We start from the raw sequence: 19,820 nt of genomic DNA on the forward strand, positions 1-19,820 counted from the left end.
GCTGAAATTCGATTCTTAAATGAGACTCTACGTGATGGACTGAGGGTCTTACTTGGGAGGCCCGCGCCGGTGTTAGCCGGCGCTCCCTCTCCTTAGTGGTAATCGGTGACTTCTACATCGTAGGCGTCACCATCCTTCCATTTGAAACAGATGCGGTACTGGTTGTTGATGCGGATGCTGTGCTGCCCAGCTCGGTCGCCTTTCAGCGCTTCCAATCGGTTGCCGGGCGGTGACTTCAAATCTTGTAACGTCACCGCAGCATTCAGGTACACCAGTTTGATCTGAATCTGCCTCTCGATACCTGCCAGAGGTTTGACCTTCTTACCGCTGGCTATTCGTTCGGTATCCTTACTTCCATACGTTTTTATCACCGGCGCCTCCTTTACTCGTAGCGACAGGCGTATCGTATACCGATACACGGTACACTGCAACCCCCCCCCCCCCCTCTGGACAAAAACACACCTCCCAGGCAGATGCCCATTGAGGTGGACCAGCAGCCCTTAAGCTGCGGCGCCCAGGTCGAAGGGGTTGAAGCGGATCACCTCATCGCCCAGCCATTCGTTAAGCGCGGTCAGCCGCGTCTGCAGGGGTGACAGTTCCATTGCAGTCCACACGGTCGCCGCCTCGCGGATCGAGCCCCGGTAATTTTCCCGGTAGACGTAAAAAGGCCAGCGCCCCGCGCTGGCCTTTTCTATTGAAACCCCTGTTTTCAAGGCGTTTCGGCACTTCCCGAGTGGTGCCGCTTATCCGAATCGAACGGATGACCTACTGTTTACAAGACAGTTGCTCTACCAACTGAGCTAAAGCGGCATGGGTGGTGCACCGGCGGCAGCGCCGCGGTCCGGGGATTCTAGCGCAACCGCGTGCATTCCAGCGACCGGCTCTGTGCCGCCCCGCTGCGCTGCTGGGCCTGGGCCGGCTGCGTGCCCGCCGCCAGCTGCCCTTCCAGCCACCATTGGCCGGCGTCGCCGCTGGCCACCAGGCGCGGCTGGAAGCCGGCGGCCTGCACCGCTGCCATGCGGCGCTCGGCGCCTTCGCGATTGCGGTACTGGCCCAACGCCACGGCGTTGGCCTCCTCGCCCTGGCTGATGATGTAGTAGTCGCTCAGGCCGGCGGCGACGATACGTTTCACGGTGGCCTGCGCTTCATCACGGTTGGCGGCGGCCGGCAGCATCACCCGGTAACGGGCGCTGCCGCTGGCAGCGGGCTGTTCGCGCAGGCGCGCCTGGCTGAGCAGCGCGCCGGCCTTGCCTTGCGCAGTGGTCGCGGCGGCGCGGTCGGCGAACGGACCCAGCGCGACGCAGCGCGGCGGCTCGGCGGCCGCGGGCGGGGTTACGGGCTTTTCCGGTGCCGGAACGGGTGCAGGCGGTGTTGCCGGCTTGGCGGCGGCAGCAACCGGCGTAGCGTCAGCCGTCTGCGGCTTGGGAATTTCCGGCTTGGCCGGCACGGCCGGCGCGGGTGCGGGCGTCGCAGCCACTGCGGTCTTCGCGGCCGGTTCGCGCTCCATCAGCGGTGCGGTCGGGGCGGCGGCGGTGGCCTCGGCTGCGGCATTGGCATCCGCGCCACCGGGCACCCAGCGCAGCTCGGCGACGCCAGCCGGTTGCGGTGCAGGCGCAGGCGGCTGCGGTGCATCGCGCAGCAGCCACCAGCAGGCGACGCCAAGATTGAGAACGGCCAGTACGACGATCAGGGCACGGGTCAGCATGCGCGGATACTAGCCTGCGGGCTGGTGCACCGCCCAGCGGGCGAGTCCATCCAGCACCAGCGAGGGGTGGTAGTCGGCACCCGGCAGCAGCGGCATCAGCGCCGGTGCGCCGCCGCCGTGCACCAGCAGCGACGGCGCTACGCCCAGCAGCGCGTGCGCCTGCTGCGCACTGCGTTCAATCAGCGCCACCGCAGCGCCATCGCAACCGGAGGCCAGCGCATCGGCGGTGTCGTTGGCGAACTCGCTGTAGTCGCCGCCGGTAGCCGGCAGCTGCACGGCGCGGGCGTGCAGCGCTTCGCGCATGGTCGTGGGCGACGCGGAAATGCGGCCACCGTGGTGCTGGCCGTCGGCGTCGAGCAGGTCAATCGTCAGCGCGGTGCCCACGCCGACCACCAGCACCGGGCGCTGTGCCTTTGCGGCAGCCAGCAGGGCCAGGAAGCGGTCGACGCCGAACTTTTCCGGCTTGGCGTAGGCAATGCGCACACCGGCGCATTCGGCGCTGGTGCGCACCACGTGCACGTTTTCGAAGCGGCGTTGCAGCTGGTCAAGCATGGCGCTGGTCAGCGAGGGTGCGGCCACGCTGGCCACGAACGCGGTGGTACCGCTGGGCAGGCTGTGCGGCGGCTGCCCGGCCATGCCTTCGGCGCCATGCGCCCAGGCCTGCACGTCACCGGCACGATCTCCCTGCAACGGCGCGAACTTGAAGCGCGAGTTGCCGAGGTCGAACAACCAATCGCTCATGCTGCCCTCACGCTGACTTCGCCGGCGTGCAGCAGGCGCTCCTGGCCATCGATGCGCACGCGCAATGCGCCGTCATCGGCCAGGCCAAGCGCGGTACCGTGCTGCCACTGCCCGTCCAGTTCCACGCGTACTTCGCGGCCGGCCAGCATGTCGAAGGCGGCGTAGCGCGGCAGGAACGGAGCGAGGCCTTCGCGATCGAATTCCTCCAGCGCCGGCAGCAGACGGGCCAGCACAGCGGCAACGACCACGTTGCGGTCCACCGGCTTGCCGGCCAGGGTGTCCAGGTCCACCCACGGCTGGCTGATCTGCTCGGCGAACGACGGCGGCATGTGCGTGTTGATGCCGATGCCGATCACCGCGCGCGCCGGGCCGGCGTATTCGCCACCGCCCTCTGCGAGCAGGCCGACCAGCTTGCGCTTGCCATCGACGATCAGGTCGTTCGGCCACTTCAGCTGTGCCTGGGCATAGCCCAGGTCGTGCAGCGCTTCAGCCACGGCGATGCCGGCCACCAGGCTCAGCCCGGCCAGGCGGCCGAGGCCACCGGAGTACAGGCGCAGCACCGACAGGTAGATATGCGCGGCCAGCGGCGAGGCCCAGGTGCGGCCACGACGGCCACGGCCACCGGTCTGGCGTTCGGCCAGCAGCACGCTGACCCCGCGCTGGGGCGCGCTGCACCGCAGCAATTCAGCGTTGGTGGAGTCCACCGTCCAGGCCACCTGCAGGTCGTGCAGCAGCGGCAGAACCCCGGCCGGCAGGCCAGCACGGATCGCCGCCGGGTCCAGCAGGTCAACCGGGCGGGTCAGGCCATAGCCCTCGCCGGCACGGCCCTCGACATCCACACCGGCGGCCCTAAGCCCTTGAATACGCTTCCAAATAGCCGCACGGGTCTGGCCCAGCTCACGGGCCAGGGCGTCGCCGGACAGGCGACCGGCAGCGAGTTTGGCCAGCAATTGGCGATCGTCCACGGCAGCTTCCACGAAGTCAGGCAGGAATTATGCGGGAAAGCCGCCAGCGACGCCCGCCACGCTGGGTTCCGCGGGGGCTTCCAACGGGGCGCCGGGTTCGGGCTAGAATCGGGAACTCACCCTCCCTTAACGTGGATGTCGTCAATGCGCCGTTATGCCCATTGCCTGATCGTGCTGATGATGCCCTTCGCGGCGTCTGCGACGGCAGCGCTGGACGACAGCCGCGGCGCCTGCGTGTCCTCCAACGGTGATGCCGCCTCGCAGCGCGCGCCGACCGCGACTGCCTCGGCTGCGACCACCAAGCCGGCACCGGTACGCCCCGCGGCCAGCAGTGCCACCAGCACCGGGGGCGGCGGCAGCGACGATGACGTGCTGCAGCGCATCCGTGCGCCGAAGTGGCACAGCTACCTGCCGGGAATGTTCCGCTGATCAAGTCGTTGCTGCAGTGGCTGCGGCCTACGCCGCGGCCGATCGACGATGCACTGTGGGAACACGCCTGCCGCCGCGCGGCCTGGCTGGACGGACTGGACGACGAACGCCGCGCGCGCCTGCGCGTACTGGCCACGCGCTTCCTGCACGAGAAGACCATCACCCCGATCGGTGAGCTGCAGCTGCAGGCCGGTGACGGCGTGCTGCTGGCCGCGCTGTGCTGCCTGCCGCTGCTGGCGTTCGGTGAGGTGGGGCTGGAGGGCTGGTCGCAGCTGATCGTCTACCCCGATGCCTTCCGCGTGCACCGCAGCCACATGGATGCGGCTGGCGTGCTGCACGAGTGGGATGACGAGCTGATCGGCGAGTCGTGGGACAGCGGTCCGTTGATCCTGTCCTGGGCCGATGTGCAGGCCGACCTGGCGGCGCCGCACGAGGGCTACTGCGTGGCGGTGCACGAGATGGTGCACAAGCTGGATGCGCTCGATGGTGCGATGGACGGTACGCCGCCGCTGCCGCGCGAATGGCAGCGCGAGTGGGCGGGCACGTTCCAGCGCGCCTACGACGCGTTCTGTGCGCAGGTGGACGCAGGCGAAGAGACGCTGATCGATCCGTATGCGGCCGAGGCGCCGGAAGAGTTCTTCGCGGTGGCCAGCGAGTACCACTTCTCGGCACCGGATCTGCTGCAGCAGGCGTTGCCGGAGGTGGCGGCGCAGCTGCGACGGTTCTACGGCGAGCCGCCCAGGATCGCAATGCGGTAGTGCCGGCCGCTGGCCGGCAACCCCATGATCTTCGATGGCATTGCTTGGTTGCCGGCCAGCGGCCAGCACTACCGATCAACGAGGCTTACGGCCCTGGCGGCAGGCGCACTTCGAAGCGGGCGCCGCCCAGTTCGGCCGAACGGCCCACGGTCAGTTCGCCGCGGTAATCCTTGATCAGGTCCTGCACGATCGACAGGCCGATGCCGTGGCCCTGCACGCGCTCGTCGCCACGCACGCCACGCTGCAGCACCTTGCCGATGTCGTCCGGGGCAATGCCCGGGCCGTCGTCATCCACCGCCAGCAGCAGGCCGGCGCGGCGCGCGTTCGGGGCCGGCAGCGGCTGCGCGGTCAGCAGCACGCGGCGGTTGGCCCACTTGAAGGCGTTCTCCAGCAGGTTGCCGAGCAGTTCCTGCAGGTCGCCCGGTTCGCCGTGGAAGCGTGCGGCCGGATCGATATCGAATTCGCACAGCACGCCCTTGGAAGCGTAGACCTTTTCCAGCCCACGCACGATTTCCTCGGCATTGGACTCGATCGGCAGCGGCGCGGAGAACAGCTTGTGGCCCGAGGAGGCCGCGCGCGCCAGCTGGTACGAAACCAGGTTGTTCATGCGCTGCAACTGCACGTCCAGTTCTTCGCGCAGCGCGCCGTCGCCGGCACCGCTGTCCATCTGCGTGCGCAACACGGCAATCGGCGTTTTCAGGCTGTGCGCCAGGTCGGCCAGGGTGTTGCGCTGGCGCTCGAGGTTCTCGCGCTCGCTTTCGATGAAGGCGTTGATGCTGTCAGTCAGCGGTTCCAGCTCGCGCGGGTGGCGCTCGCTCATGCGCTCGGTCTCGCCGCGCTGCACCTTGGTCAACTCGGTGATCACCCGGCGCAACGGGCGCAGGCTCCACTGCAGGATGACGGTCTGCAGCAGCAGCAGGATCAGGCCGATGCCGCCCAGGTAGAACCAGACGCGGCCACGGAACACGCGCAGCTGGGCACCCAGCGCGCGCGAGTCTTCCATCACATAGATGGTGTACGGGAATTCGGTGGCGGGGTCGGCATCGGCGCCCCACACCAGGCCCAGGCCATAGCGGTACACCGAGCCCTGGCTGCCGTCGATCTGGATCATCGGCAGCGGGCCTTCGAACACTTCCTGGCGCGGTGCCAGCAGGCCGCCGCCCACGGTGGGCAGCATCGGGCCTTCAGCGGACATCGAATTGCCCTTGCCGTGCGGCATCACCACCTGCAGGTACAGGCCACTGCCGGGCACGTCGAAGCGGGAATCCGGCGGCTGCTCGCGGATGTACAGCGAGCGGTCGCGGGTGAAGTCGATGCCGGCCGCGTAGGAGGTGGCGTAGTTCTTCAGGCGCTCACGCAGGTTCGCCTTCGCCGTGTCGGCGAAGGCGGCGTCGAGCGCGTAACCGGCCAGGGCCAGGAACGCCACCAGGCCCACGGACGCGGCGAGCATCTGGCGCGCCTGCAGTGAGCGTGGCCGCCAGCGTCGGAAGAACCACAGACGGCCGGACATCGTGTTATCGCCAGGGTGAGCCGGCTCAGCCCTCGTTGCGCGGAATCGCGAAACGGTAGCCGCGACCGCGCACGGTCTCGATCGGCTTCAGTTCGCCGTCCGGGTCCAGCTTCTTGCGCAGGCGACCGATGAACACCTCCAGCACGTTCGAGTCGCGGTCGAAGTCCTGCTGGTAGATGTGCTCGGTGAGGTCGGCCTTGGAGACCAGTTCACCGGCATGCATCATCAGGTACTCCAGCACCTTGTACTCGTAGCTGGTCAGGTCGACATTGCTGCCGGCCACACTGACGGTCTGGGCGGCGAGGTCCAGGGCGACCGGGCCGCATTCCAGGGTCGGCTTGCTCCAGCCAGCGGCGCGGCGCAGCAACGCGTTGACGCGGGCCAGCAGCTCTTCGACGTGGAACGGCTTGACCAGGTAATCGTCGGCACCCTGCTTCAGGCCCTCGACCTTGTCCTGCCAGCTCGAACGCGCGGTCAGGATCAGCACCGGGAACTTCTTGCCTTCATCACGCAGGGCCTTGATCAGCTCCATGCCCGACATCTTGGGCAGGCCGAGGTCGATGATGCCGACATCGAACGGAACTTCGCGCCCCATGTAGAGGCCTTCCTCGCCGTCCTGCGCAGCATCGACGGCAAAGCCTTCGCGCTTGAGCCGGGCTGCCAGGGTCTCACGCAGCGGGGCTTCGTCTTCGACCAGAAGGATACGCATGAACTCTCCCTAGTGTCCTGGGTGTGGCCCGGAGGCCTGTGGGGTACGGGTTGATAGCGACAACTATCCCTGTTCAGGGGTTATCGCCGCGTAGTGATGACATATCCGACCGCGGCGTGCGCGGCTGTGAACGCGACGGGGCGGGGTCGTCCATGTAGCGGACCCGGCCCCGGTCGTCCATGTACTTCACCCGGTTGATATCACGACCATCGAACGGCACGCGCTCGGCACCGAGGATGTGACCACCCGTGGTGCGCTGCACGCGGCGCACGGCATCGGACAGCGAACGCTCGTCGCCACGGTTGCCGCGCTCGCCCCGCTCCATCATCTCCGCACGCCCCTGCTCACCCCGCGGCGGCTGCTGTGCCAGCGCCGACGACAGCGGCACGGCCGACAGGACCACGCAGGTGGCCAGGGCAATGCGGCGATGGAAGGGAGCGGAAGACATCGATGCGATCCTAGCCGAGCACGGCGATTCGTTCAAAAGTCGTAAATCCGGATGCCGGGTTCGGGGCCCGGCGCTTTACAAATCCTTTGCAAATTCTTGGTTTGGGGCAGTGAATCCGGTCTGAACTTTTCCGGCCGCGGCCCCGCGATGTTCAGCTAGGTGAACATTCGGAACGAATCGCCGCGCCTTGTCAAGTCAGGAATGTGACAGCGGTCACGCTGCGGCGCGATCAGCGTCGCGTTCGGTCGCGGCAAGCGCCTGCTCGACCAGGCTCCAATCGGCGCCCGGGCGGTGTGCGCCCTCGCTCAGCACCTGGCGGAATGCGCGGCCACCGGGCTGGCCATGGAACAGGCCGAGCAGGTGGCGGGTGATGTGCTTCAGCGCCAGGCCTTCGCCCAAGCGCGCTTCCACGTAGGGGCGCAGCGCGCGCAGCAGGTCGCCGCGGGCCTGCAGCGGGGCGCCGGTCTGCAGCGCCTCCAGCTGATGCAGCAGGTAGGGATCGTGGTAGGCCGCGCGGCCCAGCATCACGCCATCGACGTGCGCGGCCTGCGCCTGCACCGCCTCGACGCTGGCCAGGCCGCCGTTGAGCACCACCGGCAGCGCCGGGCGCTCCTGCTTCAGCCGGTAGGCCCAGTCGTACTTCAGCGGCGGAACCTCGCGGTTCTCCTTCGGCGACAGGCCCTTCAGCCACGCGTTGCGCGCGTGCACCACCACCATCGCGGCACCTGCGGCGACCTGACGGTCGACGAAGGCGGCGAACACGTCGTAGTCGTTGTCCTCGTCCACGCCCAGGCGGCACTTCACCGTCACCGGGATCTCGACGGCATCGACCATCGCCGCCACGCACTCGGCCACGAGCCTCGGCTCGCGCATCAGGCAGGCGCCGAAGCGCCCGGCCTGCACGCGGTCGGACGGGCAGCCGCAGTTGAGGTTGACCTCGTCGTAGCCCCAGTCGGCAGCGATGCGCGCAGCCTGCGCCAGCAGCGCGGGATCGCTGCCCCCCAGCTGCAGCGCCAGCGGCTGTTCACTGCGGTCGAAGCCGAGCAGGCGCTCGCGATCGCCGTGGATGACCGCGTTGGCGTGCACCATTTCCGTGTACAGGCGCACACCCGGTGCCAGCACGCGATGGAACACGCGGCAATGGCGATCGGTCCAGTCCATCATGGGGGCAACGGACAGGCGCAGGGAATCGGCGTAACGGGCGGTGGCGGACGGCATCGGGGTGTTGATCGTGGAGACTGGCATTGCCAGTGAGATCAATAGTTTACACCGGACGGCTGAATGGCGGCGGGTGGCTCCGGGGCTGGCCGCTCGACCGGCCCCGGGGACACCGCGTGGCTTACAACCCGCGGTTGCGAACCTGTTCCTGCTGCTGTTCCTGCGCACGCTGGTTGAACTGACTGTCCAGCGCTTCGCTCTGCCGGCTGCTGGCCTCGACCGAGTGCGACACCGCCTGCTGGCGGTCGACGAAGGTCCGCTGCGCTGCCGGGTCACCCAGCTCGCCCTGCACCGCGAACAGGCCGGTGCCGTCCGGGCGGGCCACGACATGGTCGATCTGGCGCATGCCGGACACCTTGCTTTCGTAGGCCAGCTGGCCAGCCGCTCGTTCGGCTTCCTGCGGGTTGGCGAACAGCGGCTTCAGGCCGGCCTGGGCGCGCTGCTGTTCGAGCGCCTGCAGCCTGTCCAAAGCCTGGCCGAAGCGCGCGTTGTCGGCATGCCCGGCGTCGCGCATGCTGGCCGGCGCTGCAGGTTCGGCCTGGGCCGGTGCCGCCGGCGCGATACCGGCCTTCACCGCGTTGGGGGCATCGACCTGCGCCAGGGTCCTGCGGCCGGCCTTGCCATCGTCGTCCAGGCCATTGTTGGCCTGGAACTGCTTGACCGCTGCAAAGGTGTCCTTGCCATACACGCCATCGGCGTGCAGCGGCTTGCCGTCGGCCCCGGCGTAGCCCAGCGCCGCCAGCTTGCCCTGCAGGGCCTTGACCTCATCGCCGCGCTCGCCCTGCTTCAGCACGCCATCGGCCATCGGCGCCTGCTGTGCACTGCGTGCGGCCTGCGCGGCCTCGGGGCCCTGCGCGTGGACCTTGCCGCCCAGGGTGATGCGGTCGTTGAGGATGTCGCCCAGGAACCTGCGGTACTGATCGGGCTCGAGCTCGATATGCGCGTGCACGGCACCCGGGGTACCGGCATCGGACTGGCGGATCAACGGCGCACCGTACTCGACGAAATCACCGGTCTTGTAAGGGGTGGTTCCACGCGCACCGTGCAGCACCTGCCCGACCAGTTCGCGCTGCGGATGCCCGGCCGGATGGCTCCAGATGCTGATCGAATTCCACTTGTCATTGTTGACCTGGACATACCCGGCGACCGGATTGGGAATCATCACCTCCCGATCGCCGCGCGCATTGCTCAGGATCAGATCCTTGTGCACCAGCGGGATGCCGTTGCGATCACCGCGGGTCCGTACCGTTTCCAGTTCGCCCTCGACCATGGCCGACGGGCGGTCAGCCTTGGCGGCATTGCCGGTGCGCACGGCCTCGGCATTGGTGTTGGGGTGATGGATCTTCAGTTCGCGATAGGCATCCTCGCCACTGGTGCCATGGCGCAGTGTGCGGTTGCTGCTGCCGTTGCCAAAGGGTTCGACCACGACGATGCGCTGGCCACCGGGCGCGGCGGCGGCATCGGCTTCCCGCGCAGTCGCGGGTGCGGGTGCCGCAGCAGGAGTGACCGGTGCAGGCGTGGCCGGTGCCACAGGCTGCGCCGGCGTGTGCTCGCGTACCGCCGTATCCAGGGCCTGCAGGGTCTGCCGGCCGGCCTTGCCATCGACGGTCAGCCCATGCGCCTGCTGGAACTCGCGCACTGCATGCTCGGTATTGGCACCGTAGTGGCTATCGGCTGTCAGCGGTTGCCCGTTGCGACCGCTATGGCCGGCCTGGATCAGCTTGGCCTGCAGGGCCTGGACCTCGGTACCACGCTCGCCGGGTGCCAGCACGCCGTCGGCCATCGCCGATGCCGCCGCACGCTGGCCGCGCTGGCCGCGCTGGCCGGGCTCAGGTTCACCGAACACCTGCTGGTAATCCTTGCCCCGGTAAGCCTCGGGGTTGTGGTTGACCTGGTCGTAGCGCGCCAGCCCGACCAGTGCGGTCTTCTCGGTGAGCGCACGATCACGCAGCGAATCCCACAGGGTGGGCGAGCTCTGGAAGTGCACCTGCACATTGGCGTGCTTGTAGTCCTGCACCGCGCGGACGATCTGCTCGTCACTCAGCTCAGTCAGCTTGAAGTCTTCGCCATAGGCCTGCTGCAGGCCCTTCTGGAACACCGACCGGGTCATGCCGCGGTACTGCACCGAGGTGCTCCACAGCGCATCCTGCACGGCCGCACCACGGCCGGAGAGATCGATGCCCACATCCTTCAGGCGGCCCATCTGCACGTCGTAGTACTTGTGCTGGATGAAGTCGTGCTGGTCCCTGGCAAACCCTGCCGGATCGGCGGCCGCCACTTCCTTCCAGCGTTCGGTGAAGGCCGGGGTTCCTGCCTGCAGGCCGTTGAAGCGGTTGCCATAGCGCGAGGCGGCGACGTACTCATCCACGCCGCCAACGTTGGTGGCGTACTGGTAACTGCCATACGACACGCCGCCATGGTCGCCCCTGCCGGTGGAAACGTGGCCGGGGCCGCGACCTCCGGTTTCGAAATGCGCCGACGTCTGGCCGCGATGCCAGTTGTCCATTGCCTGCTTTGCCTGGGTCACAACATCCATTTTCCTGCACTCCTTTGCGGGGGAATTACTTCGAGGTCAGTGCCTGCAGCACGTCGGCACGGTTGGCGGTGCGATTGATCCGGCAGGACTGCGCGTCCAGCATCTGCCCCTGCCCGTCTTCGGCAGGGTTCCAGCTGCAGTAGCGATTGGTATCGGACATGTAGGCGGCCTGCTCGTCCATCAGCCTGTCCTTGTCCTTGCCATCGGGACCGTCGACGATCTTCATGAAGGCCTGCTCGAGTCGCTGCTCCTGCCAGGCAAGCTCCTCATCGCCACACGCCTGCAGTGCGGGGGTCTCGCCGCCGCTGGAGTTCACGCACGTGGCGTACTGCGGCCGCAGCGTGGCTTTGTTGTAGGAATCATCCGGGCGCTGCGGCGGCATGTCCTGATCATCGGCATCGGCCGCTGTCGTGGCAGGTGCGGCGCGTGCAGGCTCTGCAGTGGCGGGCGGCGATGCGGTGGCGGGCGCGGCGGCCGCGGGGGCAACTGCCGTATCCGCCTCCGGGCTCTTGGCCTGGCATGCTGCCAGGCTGAGGCCCAGGGCCAGCGCAAGCGCGATGGCCCCGGCCCTGCCGAACGTTTCGCGGGGGGCCGCTGGAAGGTGGTTTGTTCCCTGCATTGCTTGCATCTCCTTGGCATCCAGGCACGTGGCCCGTCAACGCGGGGCCGTCCATCGGCCCCATCGGGAATTGCATGCTACGCCAGCGTGGATTTCAGATGCCTGACTGGATTCAGAATGTGTGCACCTTGTCCCAACTGCAATCTGCACGGCGCAACGTCCTCGCGATCGCGTTCGCGAATTCGTATGTTGAGGTCGCTCACATGATGCCCAATGCTCACGAATCTCAACGAAACTGCCGTTTCAAGGACATCTTGAAGGCTTGACCGCAGTCAATTCCGCTGCCCTGCCAGCAGACGGGCTTTCGGATCGGCGTCGAGGCCCCCTGCAATGCCGCCATCGAGGCTCATCATCGCGCCAACACGCCCTTCTGCAGTTCCACCGCACGGTTGGCGTAACGATTGATGAGGCACGACTGTGCATCCAACGCCGGGCCCACGCTGTCAGTGGCCTGGCTGCAGTGTTTGTCCGTGTCTGCAGCCCAGTTGGCCTGCTCGTCCATCCAGCGGTCCTTGCCCGGGCCGTCGGGGCCGTCCATCAGTCGCGCGACCTGTGCTTCCAGCAGCGCCTTGTGATGGGCGAGCTCGGCCGTATCGCAGGCTTCCAACTGGTCGTCCATGCCGCGGGCGTCCTGCACGCAACGGGTGTATTCCGGACGCAGCGCTGCCTGGGTATACGAGGTATCCGGCGGCGCGCTCTGCGCCAGCAGCTGGTCGGCACGGTTGGCAACACGGTACAGGCGGCATTCCTGCGCGCCCTGCAGCTGCTGCACGCTGCTGTTGGGGACATCGCGACAATAACGGTCTGTATCGCTGCGCCAGCTCGCCTGGGTGGCCTGGAATGCCGTCCGGGCAGCGCCGTCGAGTCCGGCCAGCGCCTTGCTGGCCGCCGCTTCGAGACGCCCTTCCTGGTAGGCGAGTTCGTCCTTGCCGCAGGCCTGGAGCTTGCCTGCATCTTCCACCCCATCCACACACCAGCCATAGGCTGGGCGCAGGCGACCGTCGGTATAGGACGCATCCGGGTAGTGGAGGGAATCTGCCGATGCCGGGCCGGAAGGGGCTGTCGGCGATGCCGCAGCAATCGACGCGGGGGCCGCCGTTTCGGTCGATGCCTGGGAAGAAGGCGCCTGGCATGCGGTGAGCGCCAGGCACAGGGCCAGCACCTTCCAATACCCATGGCCGACGCCGACCCGTTCGCTGCGCCCAAGCGCGCCCAATGCCTGCATTGCCAGTTTCTCCCTTGCGTGTCGCCAGCGGGTGCCGGCAAGGAGGGGCCGTCCATCGGCCCCATCACGCGGGCAATGCTACGACGGCGCCGGTTTCAGGTGCCTGACTGGATTCAGAATGCGTGCACGTCGTCTCAGACGCGGACGCTGGAACCTCAATGCCCGCCTCCGCGCCCGCCTACCTGTTCGATCAACGTCTGGCTGGCCGCATTCAGGCCCACCACCGTCACCCCCGCCCCATGCGCGGCCAGCTTTTCCTGCGCGCGTTCCAGCGCGGCCACCGCCGTCAGATCCCACAGATGGGCATCACGCAGGTCGATCTGCACCTTCGGCGCCACATGCTGGTAGTCGAACGCGGCGCCCAGCTGGCCGGCGGACGCGAAGAACACCTGCCCGCGTACGCGGTAGACCTGCGTGTCTGCGACATCCTCGCGCTGCACATCCAGCATGCGGCCAACCTTGCGCGCGAAGAACAGCGCCGACAACAGCACGCCACTGAGCACGCCCTTGGCCAGGTCGTGGGTGGCCACGGTGACCACCACGGTCAGCAGCATCACGGCCGAGGAACTGCGCGGATGCGTGCGCAGGTCGCGCAGCGAGCGCCAGCTGAAGGTGCCGATGCTGACCATGATCATCACCGCCACCAGAGCGGCCATCGGGATCTGCCGCACCAGGTCGCTGCCGTACACCACCAGCACCAGCAGCAGCACGCCGGCCACCAGGCAGGACAGGCGGCCACGGCCACCGGACGTCACGTTGATGACCGACTGGCCGATCATCGCGCAGCCGGCCATGCCGCCGAGGAAACCTGTGACCGTATTCGCCACGCCCTGGCCGACGCATTCGCGGTTGCGCTCGCTGGGCGTCTCGGTGATGTCCTCGACGATCTGCAGGGTCATCATCGATTCGAGCAGGCCGACCATCCTGAGCCGGGCGGGCCGGCTGCCGATGTGCGGCAAGGGTCAGGGTGGCGTGATCACTGCAGTGCGTCGTCGAGGAGCGTAGGAGGGGCGCAGTCTAGGCCCTGGCGGCTCAAATGGCCGCCTGCACGGGCCTGATTCAGGCTAGTAGGTGTGTGCGGCAATCAGGAAGTTCGGCAACTGCCCCGTGAAACTCTGGTAGGACGCGCCGCTCAACGAACGTTGACGGTTCTCTCTACGCCTGCAGTAGTTCAATCGCACCTGCGAAGCATTTGGAGTATTGATGTACGGCTGATAGCGCATGTTGCCGCGAATGGTCGGGCCACTTCCGTAGTAGGCGTAGATGTCATGGCACAGTCCAATGTCGGACATCAGATAGGCGAGATTCTCACCAGGACCGTTGAACAGTGGCCCTTGCCTCACATTTTCGGTGGACATCTCGGTAAAGCCTGGAACACTTCCACCCGATTTATCGACCAAACCAGCGATGCGCAGTGGACGGTTTGACATATCCCACTGGATGGATCCGTCGGCGTTGTAGACCTGCATGCCTGTGCTTCCACTGTTGACCGCCCGCCCCCATGCCCACCACTCGAAGCTGGTGGTCCCTTGCCCCATGCTCCAGTAAAAGCCATTCAGCGCTGACATCACCTGTGCGGATCCGCCATTGCAGCGGATGAACACCAGGTACGGCACGCTCTGTGCGGGAAGGCTTACAAACCCGCTCGCGCCATAGGCGGACGTATTGCTTGCAATGGACTGCGTGCCCTTGGCTATCGAAAAGAAGACGAAGGAATGTGCGTTCACAAGAACCGGAACGCCGCTGTCATTGGTGACTTCAAGACCAACAGACATCAGAAGACTCCGTAGTAGATGGAAGCAGTCGGGTTGGCAATCGGCGAGAACGTGAACTGCATCCGCAATGTATTGCCGCCGTCGACAAACGACATGTACCCAAGCGCAGGCGCGGAAAACTGATTGCCATTCTGGTCCTGCCAACTGTCGGAGCCAGGGCTGGGCAGGATGGCAAATGGCTCACCCAGGCCGGCCAGGCCCACACTGCTGGACGAGCTCCCAACGACCGAGAGAGTGCCCATGATCTTGCCGGCACGATCATTGGTGTCGAACCACATCTGCCCGTCCGGGCCGAATATCTGCATACCTGTTGCCATTACCAGATCCCCATGCGGACGCGGACGCGGCCGTTGCTGTCGTAAACGTGGATGACACTGTCATTGATGGTCAGGCGGCCGCCGTTCTCGGGGCCGTTCATCGTCAACGTGCCGTTCTTGTCTAGCCTCCATCGCGGTTGCCCGCCGGCACCGACCGCATTGGACTGGATCACGTCGCCGATCATGGCGTTCTGGATCCAGCCGTTGCCGATCAGTGCCTGGCTGATGAAGGTCTGCCCGCCCTGCACCACGAAGGGCGCACTGACCTGCCCGCTGTTGGTGTTGAACAGCGCGAAGCGATCAGCCTGCATCAGGATCTGGCTCTGATAGCTGCCATCTGGCTGCTGCTCCACGCCCAGACCCATGCCGGCCATGTAGATCTGCCCGGCGCTGGTGATCTGCGCCTTGACCGTATAGGTCGCGCTGACCTTGCCATCTAGGTTGACCACGGCCTGCGAGACCTGCTGGACCGCGGCGCTGACGCCCTCGATCTTGCCTGGAACACCTTCGATGGACGCTTCGACCGTGTCCACGCGCTTGGCCAGTGCCGCGTCCTTCTCGGCCATCACGCTGTAGACGGTGATGGCACCGGCGCTGACATCGTTCTCGCCGACGTTGTAGTCCTCCTCGCCGGCAGTGTGGTCGCTGACCTGGGCGAACAGGCCGTCGACCTTCTGCCCCTGCGCGGCCACCTTGCCATCGACGTCGGTCACGTCCATTTCCAGCTGATCGACACGGCCGACGATGGCACCCGCCTCGGCAATGGCATCGCCGATGTTCTTCCAGTGGCTGCCCGGCGGCGTTTCATTGCCTGCGGCAGTGCCCTGCCAGCTCCAGATCCGCCCGTCGTGGATGACGGTCTGCCCTGGGCTGTAGGTTGCCTCGGCATCCCAGACCAGCGGCAGCACTTGGGTGACGCGCTCGATCTTGCCCTTCAGCTGTTGGCCCAGCGCGCTTTCGTTGATGCGGCCGGCGAAGTAGGCGTCGTAGTCATCCGGGTTGCTGCTGGACTCACCCATCACCCCGGCTTGCGCCGGATACCACGGGCCGATGTTGCCACTTCGATCCACCAGCCGTCCCCAGAACCAGAAGCGCGCGCCAGCGGCCAGGCCGTTCATCTGGTGCTGGGCCTGCGGGTAGGCGAAGTCGCCCAGCTTGATCGCGCTCTCGCGATTGGGGCCAGTGCTGTACCAGAGTTCGGTCCGTTCGGTATCGGTTGCACCTGCGGGGAAGCCCCAGGACAGTGCGATGCCGAAGGGGCGGGCAGTGCTGGTCAACGATGCCAGCGAGGGGGGCGGCGTCGTCTTGCCTTCAATGGTGGTGAGCGCGCTGAGCGTCGGCTGCGATACGGCGCCCAGCGCATTGACCGCGCGTACGCGCGCCAGATACTGGCCGGCGTAGACGCCCCGCACTTCCAGGCTCTGCGTCCCGACGCGGCCAGCACGGACCCAGTTGAGATCGCCACGGCGCCATTCCACGTCATAACCGATCGCCTTGTCCGCAGCATCCCACTCGATCGTGAGCACGGAGGTAGCGATGCCCTGGTCGACCACCACATGCGAGGCCATCCGCACGTTGGCCGGTGCCGGCTGCACGCTGGGCGGGATGATGCTGATCGGCGGCTGTTCCAGGCGCGTGCCATCGTCGATGGCGGCGTACTTGCCCGGCACGTGCTTGAGCGCGGTGATCTGATAGGTCAGGTCCTCGCCTTCGCTGATCGACAGCACGCGATAGTGCTGCAGGGCCAGCTCCGGCGATTCCAATGCCCAGACCGACTGCGCCACCGGCACCGCCGACCACGGCGCGCTGACGGTCACCGTCTCGCCGTCCACCGACTGCACCGTGCGTGCTTCGGTCTGCCCGCTGGGCAGGGTGGCACGCAGGGTGTCACCGGCCGCGATCTGTTCCGGCATGCGGTCCAGCACCAGGCTGCGCGTGCCCGCACTACGGATGCGGCCCGCATTGCGGCGGCCGGCGCGGTTCGGGTCGGCCACCTGGATCACATCACCGGGCATGCAGCCCAGCGCATCCAGGCCCACCGAGAAGCTGATCGTCTCGGTTTCCAGCATCTCGGTATGCAGGATGTGGTTGCCCACGCGCTGCGCCTGCGAACGCGAGTGGCAGCCCACCGCCGTCACTTCGGTCTGGTTGATGCCGTAGCGGGCCACGCCAGGCAGGTGCTGCACCACTTCGACCTTCTGCCGGCCGAAGTCGTCCGGATCGATCCACGACACCAGGGCCACCGTGTGCCGCGCCGTGCGGCTGCTGCCGGCATAGTGGAAGCGCCCTTCGATGACGTTGGCCTGGCTGTAGGTCAGCACCGGGTCCTTGGGCATGTCGGCCGAGGCCATCACCTGCCCCGCCGCATAGAAGCTGATGCCGCGGAACATGGTGGCGATGTCCTGCAGCACGCGGTAGGCCTCGGCGCGGGTCTGCAGATACAGGCTGCAGGTGAAGCGCGGCTCCTTGCCGCCCTGGCCATCGCTGACCAGTTCATCGCAGTAGCGCGCGATCTGGTACAGCCGCCACTTGTCCACCCAGTCCAGCGGAACACGATGGCCCAGGCCGAAGCGATCGTTGGTGACGATGTCGAAGAACACCCAGGCCGGATTGTTGGTCCAGCCACTCTTGAAGGTACCGTCCCACACACCGCTGTAGAGACGGCTGAGCGGATCGTAGTTGGAGGGGATGCGTACGATGCGGCCCCACAGCTGGTAGGACCGGGTGGGAATGTTCTGGAACTGGCTGGCATCAACCTGCACCGCCGCCAACGCACAGTTCGGATAGCGCAGCTTGGCATCGATGATCTCGGTCATCGACAGCACGTTGATGGTATCGGCGATGGTGCTGCTGTTGGCGTTGGCGGTCAGCCGGCGGATGCGCACCTGCCACTGGCTGCCGGCAGGCAGATCGATGCGGCGGCTGCGCTCGTACTGGCTGGTGGTCTTGCCACTGAAGGCATCGGTCAGCACCGTGCTGAACGGGCCGCCGTCGGTGGACAGATCCACCGCGTACATGATCCGGTAGCCTTCAGTGTCGCCGTTCTCGGCGTTGGTCTTCTGCAACGCCGGCACCGCAAAGCGGATACGGACGGCTGACAGATCGGCACCCGATACGGTGCGCACCACCGGCGCATCGCTGCGCAGCTCGACGTTGACCCCGACTTCGTTCTCGATGGAGGGGAAGCCGCTGATGTGCTCCTGGTCCTGGGTGCCGGAACGCGTCTGCACGTCCACGCCGGAGAAGTTCAGCGTGCCGTCCGGATTCTCGATCGGCACCTGGTCCAGGTAGATCGACTGCTTGCCGGCAACCAGGCCACGGATCTCGCCCTCGCTGGCGAGGTCGATGATGCGGGCCACCGCCATCGAGTGCAGGCTGTCGGCGGTTTCGACCGGGGTTCGGGCGTTGCTCGCGCCCTTCTTGGCACCCGCCAGCACTGGCGTGGCTGCGCCGCGCGTGCGCGGCGTGGGATGAGTGGTCTGATTCAAAACTGGTCCTCCGCCAGGATGCCGCCGCTGATCACGGCCGAGCCGATGAACATGCCCTTGCTGTCATGGCCGCCATAGGCGACCGGCACGGGGTTGCCTTGCGCCTGCGTGTTGACGGTGCCGTTCATGCTGTAGCTGGGCGCGTTTTCGGGTGTGTCTTTGGCACCCAGGCCCTTTGGCTGGGGGGAGAGCATCTGGGTGATGCCGCCGATCACCATGGAAACACCGAGCTTCATCATCGGTTGGCCGATCGCTCCATATCCCCATGCCGATGCCACGGCGCCAACAACGATGAGGACGACGCCCACAATCGTCTGCAGTACGCCCCCTCGCTTGCTGCCCACCAGAACCGGCGCGATGCGGATGTCATCCTGTCCCGGCGGGTCGTGCAGCTGATCCCGCGACAGGTTCTGCCGGCCGTTGAACACGGCAAACTCCATGCCCTTGGCCTTTGCGCCCATCAGGTACTGCTGGAATCCTGGCAGCATGGTGCACAGTGCATGCACCGCCTCGGCCGGGCTGTTCACCGCCAGCCGGAACCTGCGCCCGAAGCGCGCACCCAGCTTGCCGTACAGGCGGATCGTACGAAGGCGGTCAGTCATGTCGCACCCCGCGATGGCGGACGATGCAGCGGGTGCGCTCGGCCCACATGCCGCCGTACGGCACGGTCTCGGACAGGCGCCCATGCAGGTGATGCAGCATCTGACCGTCGCCGAGGTAGATGCCCGCGTGGTTGGTGACCGGCGAGCGAATCTGCATCAGGATCATGTCGCCCCGCTGCGGCTCGCCCTCGATCAGGTCGAAGCCCTCGGCGTGCAGCCGTTCAAGGCTGTAAAGGTCCTGGCCGTGGCTCCACCAGTCGTCCTGGCGTTCGTACTCGGACAGCGGGATGCCCAGTTCGCGTGCGTGGAAATCGCGGACCAGGCTGTAGCAGTCCAGCACACCGTGGGCGAACTGGCGACCGACCAACGGTGCCATGTAGCCAGTGGGATGCAGGGTCTGCAGATCACCGCACAGCGGTGCCTCGCCTGTTACCTGGCCGACGCTGACGATGTGCCAGGTCAGCCCGCTGCGCTCGCACATGACCCTATCGGCGTCGGACGGCGTTGCGGCGGCATCGGGATGGCTGTGCACCAGGGCCAGCACCTCGCCCTTATCCTCGGCCACGGCATAGTCCTCAGCGGGCAGGCGGAAATGCTCGCTGGGCGTGGCGGCCACGTTGCGGCAGGGAAGATAGCGTTCGTGGCCTTCAATGGCCACGATCAGCCCGCAGCATTCGCGCGGGTACTCGGCCACGGCGTGCGCCTGGATGGCCTGCAGGGTTGTCGGTTGCATGTTTCACCCATGAAAAAGGCCCGCGCGGGCGGGCCTGGAAAG

At 66.7% G+C, this 19,820-nt stretch carries 18 protein-coding genes, 1 tRNA gene and 1 pseudogene; 2 read left to right on the top strand and 18 right to left on the bottom strand.

Annotated elements, in window-relative coordinates; translation table 11 throughout:
* Window positions 1-92 precede the first annotated feature (92 nt).
* From AC5P8R_RS14230 to birA, 5 genes are all read right to left on the bottom strand, one after another.
* Window positions 93-371, bottom strand: a complete 279-nt coding sequence (locus tag AC5P8R_RS14230; RefSeq protein WP_046428099.1) for a type II toxin-antitoxin system RelE/ParE family toxin — start codon at window positions 369-371, stop codon at window positions 93-95.
* Window positions 372-734: 363 nt separating this feature from the next.
* Window positions 735-810, bottom strand: a tRNA-Thr gene (locus AC5P8R_RS14235).
* A gap of 40 nt (window positions 811-850) precedes the next feature.
* Window positions 851-1,705: an SPOR domain-containing protein gene (locus AC5P8R_RS14240; RefSeq protein ID WP_014645625.1), complete on the bottom strand. Its 855-nt coding sequence runs from the start codon at window positions 1,703-1,705 to the stop codon at window positions 851-853.
* Window positions 1,706-1,714: 9 nt separating this feature from the next.
* Entirely contained in the window at window positions 1,715-2,446 is a 732-nt protein-coding gene (locus AC5P8R_RS14245; RefSeq protein WP_088480267.1) for a type III pantothenate kinase, read from the bottom strand.
* Window positions 2,443-3,411, bottom strand: coding sequence for a bifunctional biotin--[acetyl-CoA-carboxylase] ligase/biotin operon repressor BirA (gene birA, locus AC5P8R_RS14250; protein WP_014645623.1), 969 nt, complete (start codon window positions 3,409-3,411; stop codon window positions 2,443-2,445). The genes AC5P8R_RS14245 and birA overlap by 4 nt, the downstream gene beginning before the upstream one ends.
* A 144-nt stretch (window positions 3,412-3,555) precedes the next feature.
* Between birA and AC5P8R_RS14255 the strand changes: the two genes are divergently transcribed.
* Both AC5P8R_RS14255 and AC5P8R_RS14260 read left to right on the top strand, forming a co-directional pair.
* Window positions 3,556-3,840, top strand: coding sequence for a hypothetical protein (locus tag AC5P8R_RS14255; RefSeq protein WP_142235555.1), 285 nt, complete (start codon window positions 3,556-3,558; stop codon window positions 3,838-3,840).
* Window positions 3,807-4,598 carry a M90 family metallopeptidase gene (locus tag AC5P8R_RS14260; protein WP_167692531.1) on the top strand — a complete coding sequence of 264 codons (792 nt, stop codon included), beginning with the start codon at window positions 3,807-3,809 and terminating at the stop codon, window positions 4,596-4,598. The genes AC5P8R_RS14255 and AC5P8R_RS14260 overlap by 34 nt, the downstream gene beginning before the upstream one ends.
* 85 nt (window positions 4,599-4,683) lie before the next feature.
* Here AC5P8R_RS14260 and AC5P8R_RS14265 read toward each other — a convergent pair whose 3' ends face one another.
* The 13 genes and pseudogenes from AC5P8R_RS14265 to AC5P8R_RS14325 form a co-directional block, all read right to left on the bottom strand.
* Complete coding sequence (locus AC5P8R_RS14265) at window positions 4,684-6,108, bottom strand: ATP-binding protein (protein ID WP_014645620.1); 1,425 nt, start codon at window positions 6,106-6,108, stop codon at window positions 4,684-4,686.
* Window positions 6,109-6,133: 25 nt separating this feature from the next.
* Complete coding sequence (locus AC5P8R_RS14270) at window positions 6,134-6,817, bottom strand: response regulator transcription factor (protein ID WP_004136763.1); 684 nt, start codon at window positions 6,815-6,817, stop codon at window positions 6,134-6,136.
* Between the two features lie 73 nt (window positions 6,818-6,890).
* Complete coding sequence (locus AC5P8R_RS14275) at window positions 6,891-7,265, bottom strand: hypothetical protein (protein WP_014645619.1); 375 nt, start codon at window positions 7,263-7,265, stop codon at window positions 6,891-6,893.
* A 213-nt stretch (window positions 7,266-7,478) separates the two neighbouring features.
* Complete coding sequence (gene dusA, locus AC5P8R_RS14280) at window positions 7,479-8,510, bottom strand: tRNA dihydrouridine(20/20a) synthase DusA (protein ID WP_495223562.1); 1,032 nt, start codon at window positions 8,508-8,510, stop codon at window positions 7,479-7,481.
* Window positions 8,511-8,604: 94 nt separating this feature from the next.
* Window positions 8,605-11,019, bottom strand: a complete 2,415-nt coding sequence (locus AC5P8R_RS14285; RefSeq protein WP_495223563.1) for a VgrG-related protein — start codon at window positions 11,017-11,019, stop codon at window positions 8,605-8,607.
* Window positions 11,020-11,044: 25 nt separating this feature from the next.
* A complete protein-coding gene (locus AC5P8R_RS14290; RefSeq protein WP_065428057.1) occupies window positions 11,045-11,401 on the bottom strand; it encodes a lysozyme inhibitor LprI family protein in 357 nt (118 codons plus the stop codon).
* Between the two features lie 586 nt (window positions 11,402-11,987).
* Window positions 11,988-12,863, bottom strand: coding sequence for a lysozyme inhibitor LprI family protein (locus AC5P8R_RS14295; RefSeq protein ID WP_014645615.1), 876 nt, complete (start codon window positions 12,861-12,863; stop codon window positions 11,988-11,990).
* A 155-nt stretch (window positions 12,864-13,018) separates the two neighbouring features.
* Window positions 13,019-13,798, bottom strand: a pseudogene (locus AC5P8R_RS14300) (SulP family inorganic anion transporter); the annotation flags it as partial.
* A 129-nt stretch (window positions 13,799-13,927) separates the two neighbouring features.
* Window positions 13,928-14,638: a hypothetical protein gene (locus tag AC5P8R_RS14305; RefSeq protein WP_197621361.1), complete on the bottom strand. Its 711-nt coding sequence runs from the start codon at window positions 14,636-14,638 to the stop codon at window positions 13,928-13,930.
* Window positions 14,638-14,943: a hypothetical protein gene (locus tag AC5P8R_RS14310; protein ID WP_014645612.1), complete on the bottom strand. Its 306-nt coding sequence runs from the start codon at window positions 14,941-14,943 to the stop codon at window positions 14,638-14,640. Before AC5P8R_RS14310 ends, AC5P8R_RS14305 begins: the two co-directional genes overlap by 1 nt.
* A gap of 11 nt (window positions 14,944-14,954) precedes the next feature.
* Entirely contained in the window at window positions 14,955-18,443 is a 3,489-nt protein-coding gene (locus tag AC5P8R_RS14315; RefSeq protein WP_495223564.1) for a TipJ family phage tail tip protein, read from the bottom strand.
* Window positions 18,440-19,045 carry a tail assembly protein gene (locus AC5P8R_RS14320; RefSeq protein WP_032956265.1) on the bottom strand — a complete coding sequence of 202 codons (606 nt, stop codon included), beginning with the start codon at window positions 19,043-19,045 and terminating at the stop codon, window positions 18,440-18,442. Before AC5P8R_RS14320 ends, AC5P8R_RS14315 begins: the two co-directional genes overlap by 4 nt.
* On the bottom strand, window positions 19,038-19,778 hold the full coding sequence (locus AC5P8R_RS14325; protein WP_032956266.1) for a C40 family peptidase: 741 nt from the start codon (window positions 19,776-19,778) through the stop codon (window positions 19,038-19,040). The genes AC5P8R_RS14320 and AC5P8R_RS14325 overlap by 8 nt, the downstream gene beginning before the upstream one ends.
* Window positions 19,779-19,820: the final 42 nt, after the last annotated feature.

The sequence above is a fragment of the Stenotrophomonas sp. YJH_SMC_73 genome (assembly GCF_059370155.1).

Bases quoted from the DNA above. Each gene is read 5' to 3' on its own strand.
- AC5P8R_RS14285 (WP_495223563.1), bottom strand. From the start codon at position 11,019: ATGGATGTTGTGACCCAGGCAAAGCAGGCAATGGACAACTGGCATCGC.
- AC5P8R_RS14270 (WP_004136763.1), bottom strand. From the start codon at position 6,817: ATGCGTATCCTTCTGGTCGAAGACGAAGCCCCGCTGCGTGAGACCCTG.
- AC5P8R_RS14310 (WP_014645612.1), bottom strand. From the start codon at position 14,943: ATGCAGATATTCGGCCCGGACGGGCAGATGTGGTTCGACACCAATGAT.
- AC5P8R_RS14255 (WP_142235555.1), top strand. From the start codon at position 3,556: ATGCGCCGTTATGCCCATTGCCTGATCGTGCTGATGATGCCCTTCGCG.
- AC5P8R_RS14325 (WP_032956266.1), bottom strand. From the start codon at position 19,778: ATGCAACCGACAACCCTGCAGGCCATCCAGGCGCACGCCGTGGCCGAG.
- AC5P8R_RS14295 (WP_014645615.1), bottom strand. From the start codon at position 12,863: ATGCAGGCATTGGGCGCGCTTGGGCGCAGCGAACGGGTCGGCGTCGGC.
- AC5P8R_RS14275 (WP_014645619.1), bottom strand. From the start codon at position 7,265: ATGTCTTCCGCTCCCTTCCATCGCCGCATTGCCCTGGCCACCTGCGTG.
- AC5P8R_RS14305 (WP_197621361.1), bottom strand. From the start codon at position 14,638: ATGTCTGTTGGTCTTGAAGTCACCAATGACAGCGGCGTTCCGGTTCTT.
- AC5P8R_RS14265 (WP_014645620.1), bottom strand. From the start codon at position 6,108: ATGTCCGGCCGTCTGTGGTTCTTCCGACGCTGGCGGCCACGCTCACTG.
- AC5P8R_RS14320 (WP_032956265.1), bottom strand. From the start codon at position 19,045: ATGACTGACCGCCTTCGTACGATCCGCCTGTACGGCAAGCTGGGTGCG.
- AC5P8R_RS14240 (WP_014645625.1), bottom strand. From the start codon at position 1,705: ATGCTGACCCGTGCCCTGATCGTCGTACTGGCCGTTCTCAATCTTGGC.
- dusA (WP_495223562.1), bottom strand. From the start codon at position 8,510: ATGCCAGTCTCCACGATCAACACCCCGATGCCGTCCGCCACCGCCCGT.
- AC5P8R_RS14245 (WP_088480267.1), bottom strand. From the start codon at position 2,446: ATGAGCGATTGGTTGTTCGACCTCGGCAACTCGCGCTTCAAGTTCGCG.
- AC5P8R_RS14290 (WP_065428057.1), bottom strand. From the start codon at position 11,401: ATGCCGCCGCAGCGCCCGGATGATTCCTACAACAAAGCCACGCTGCGG.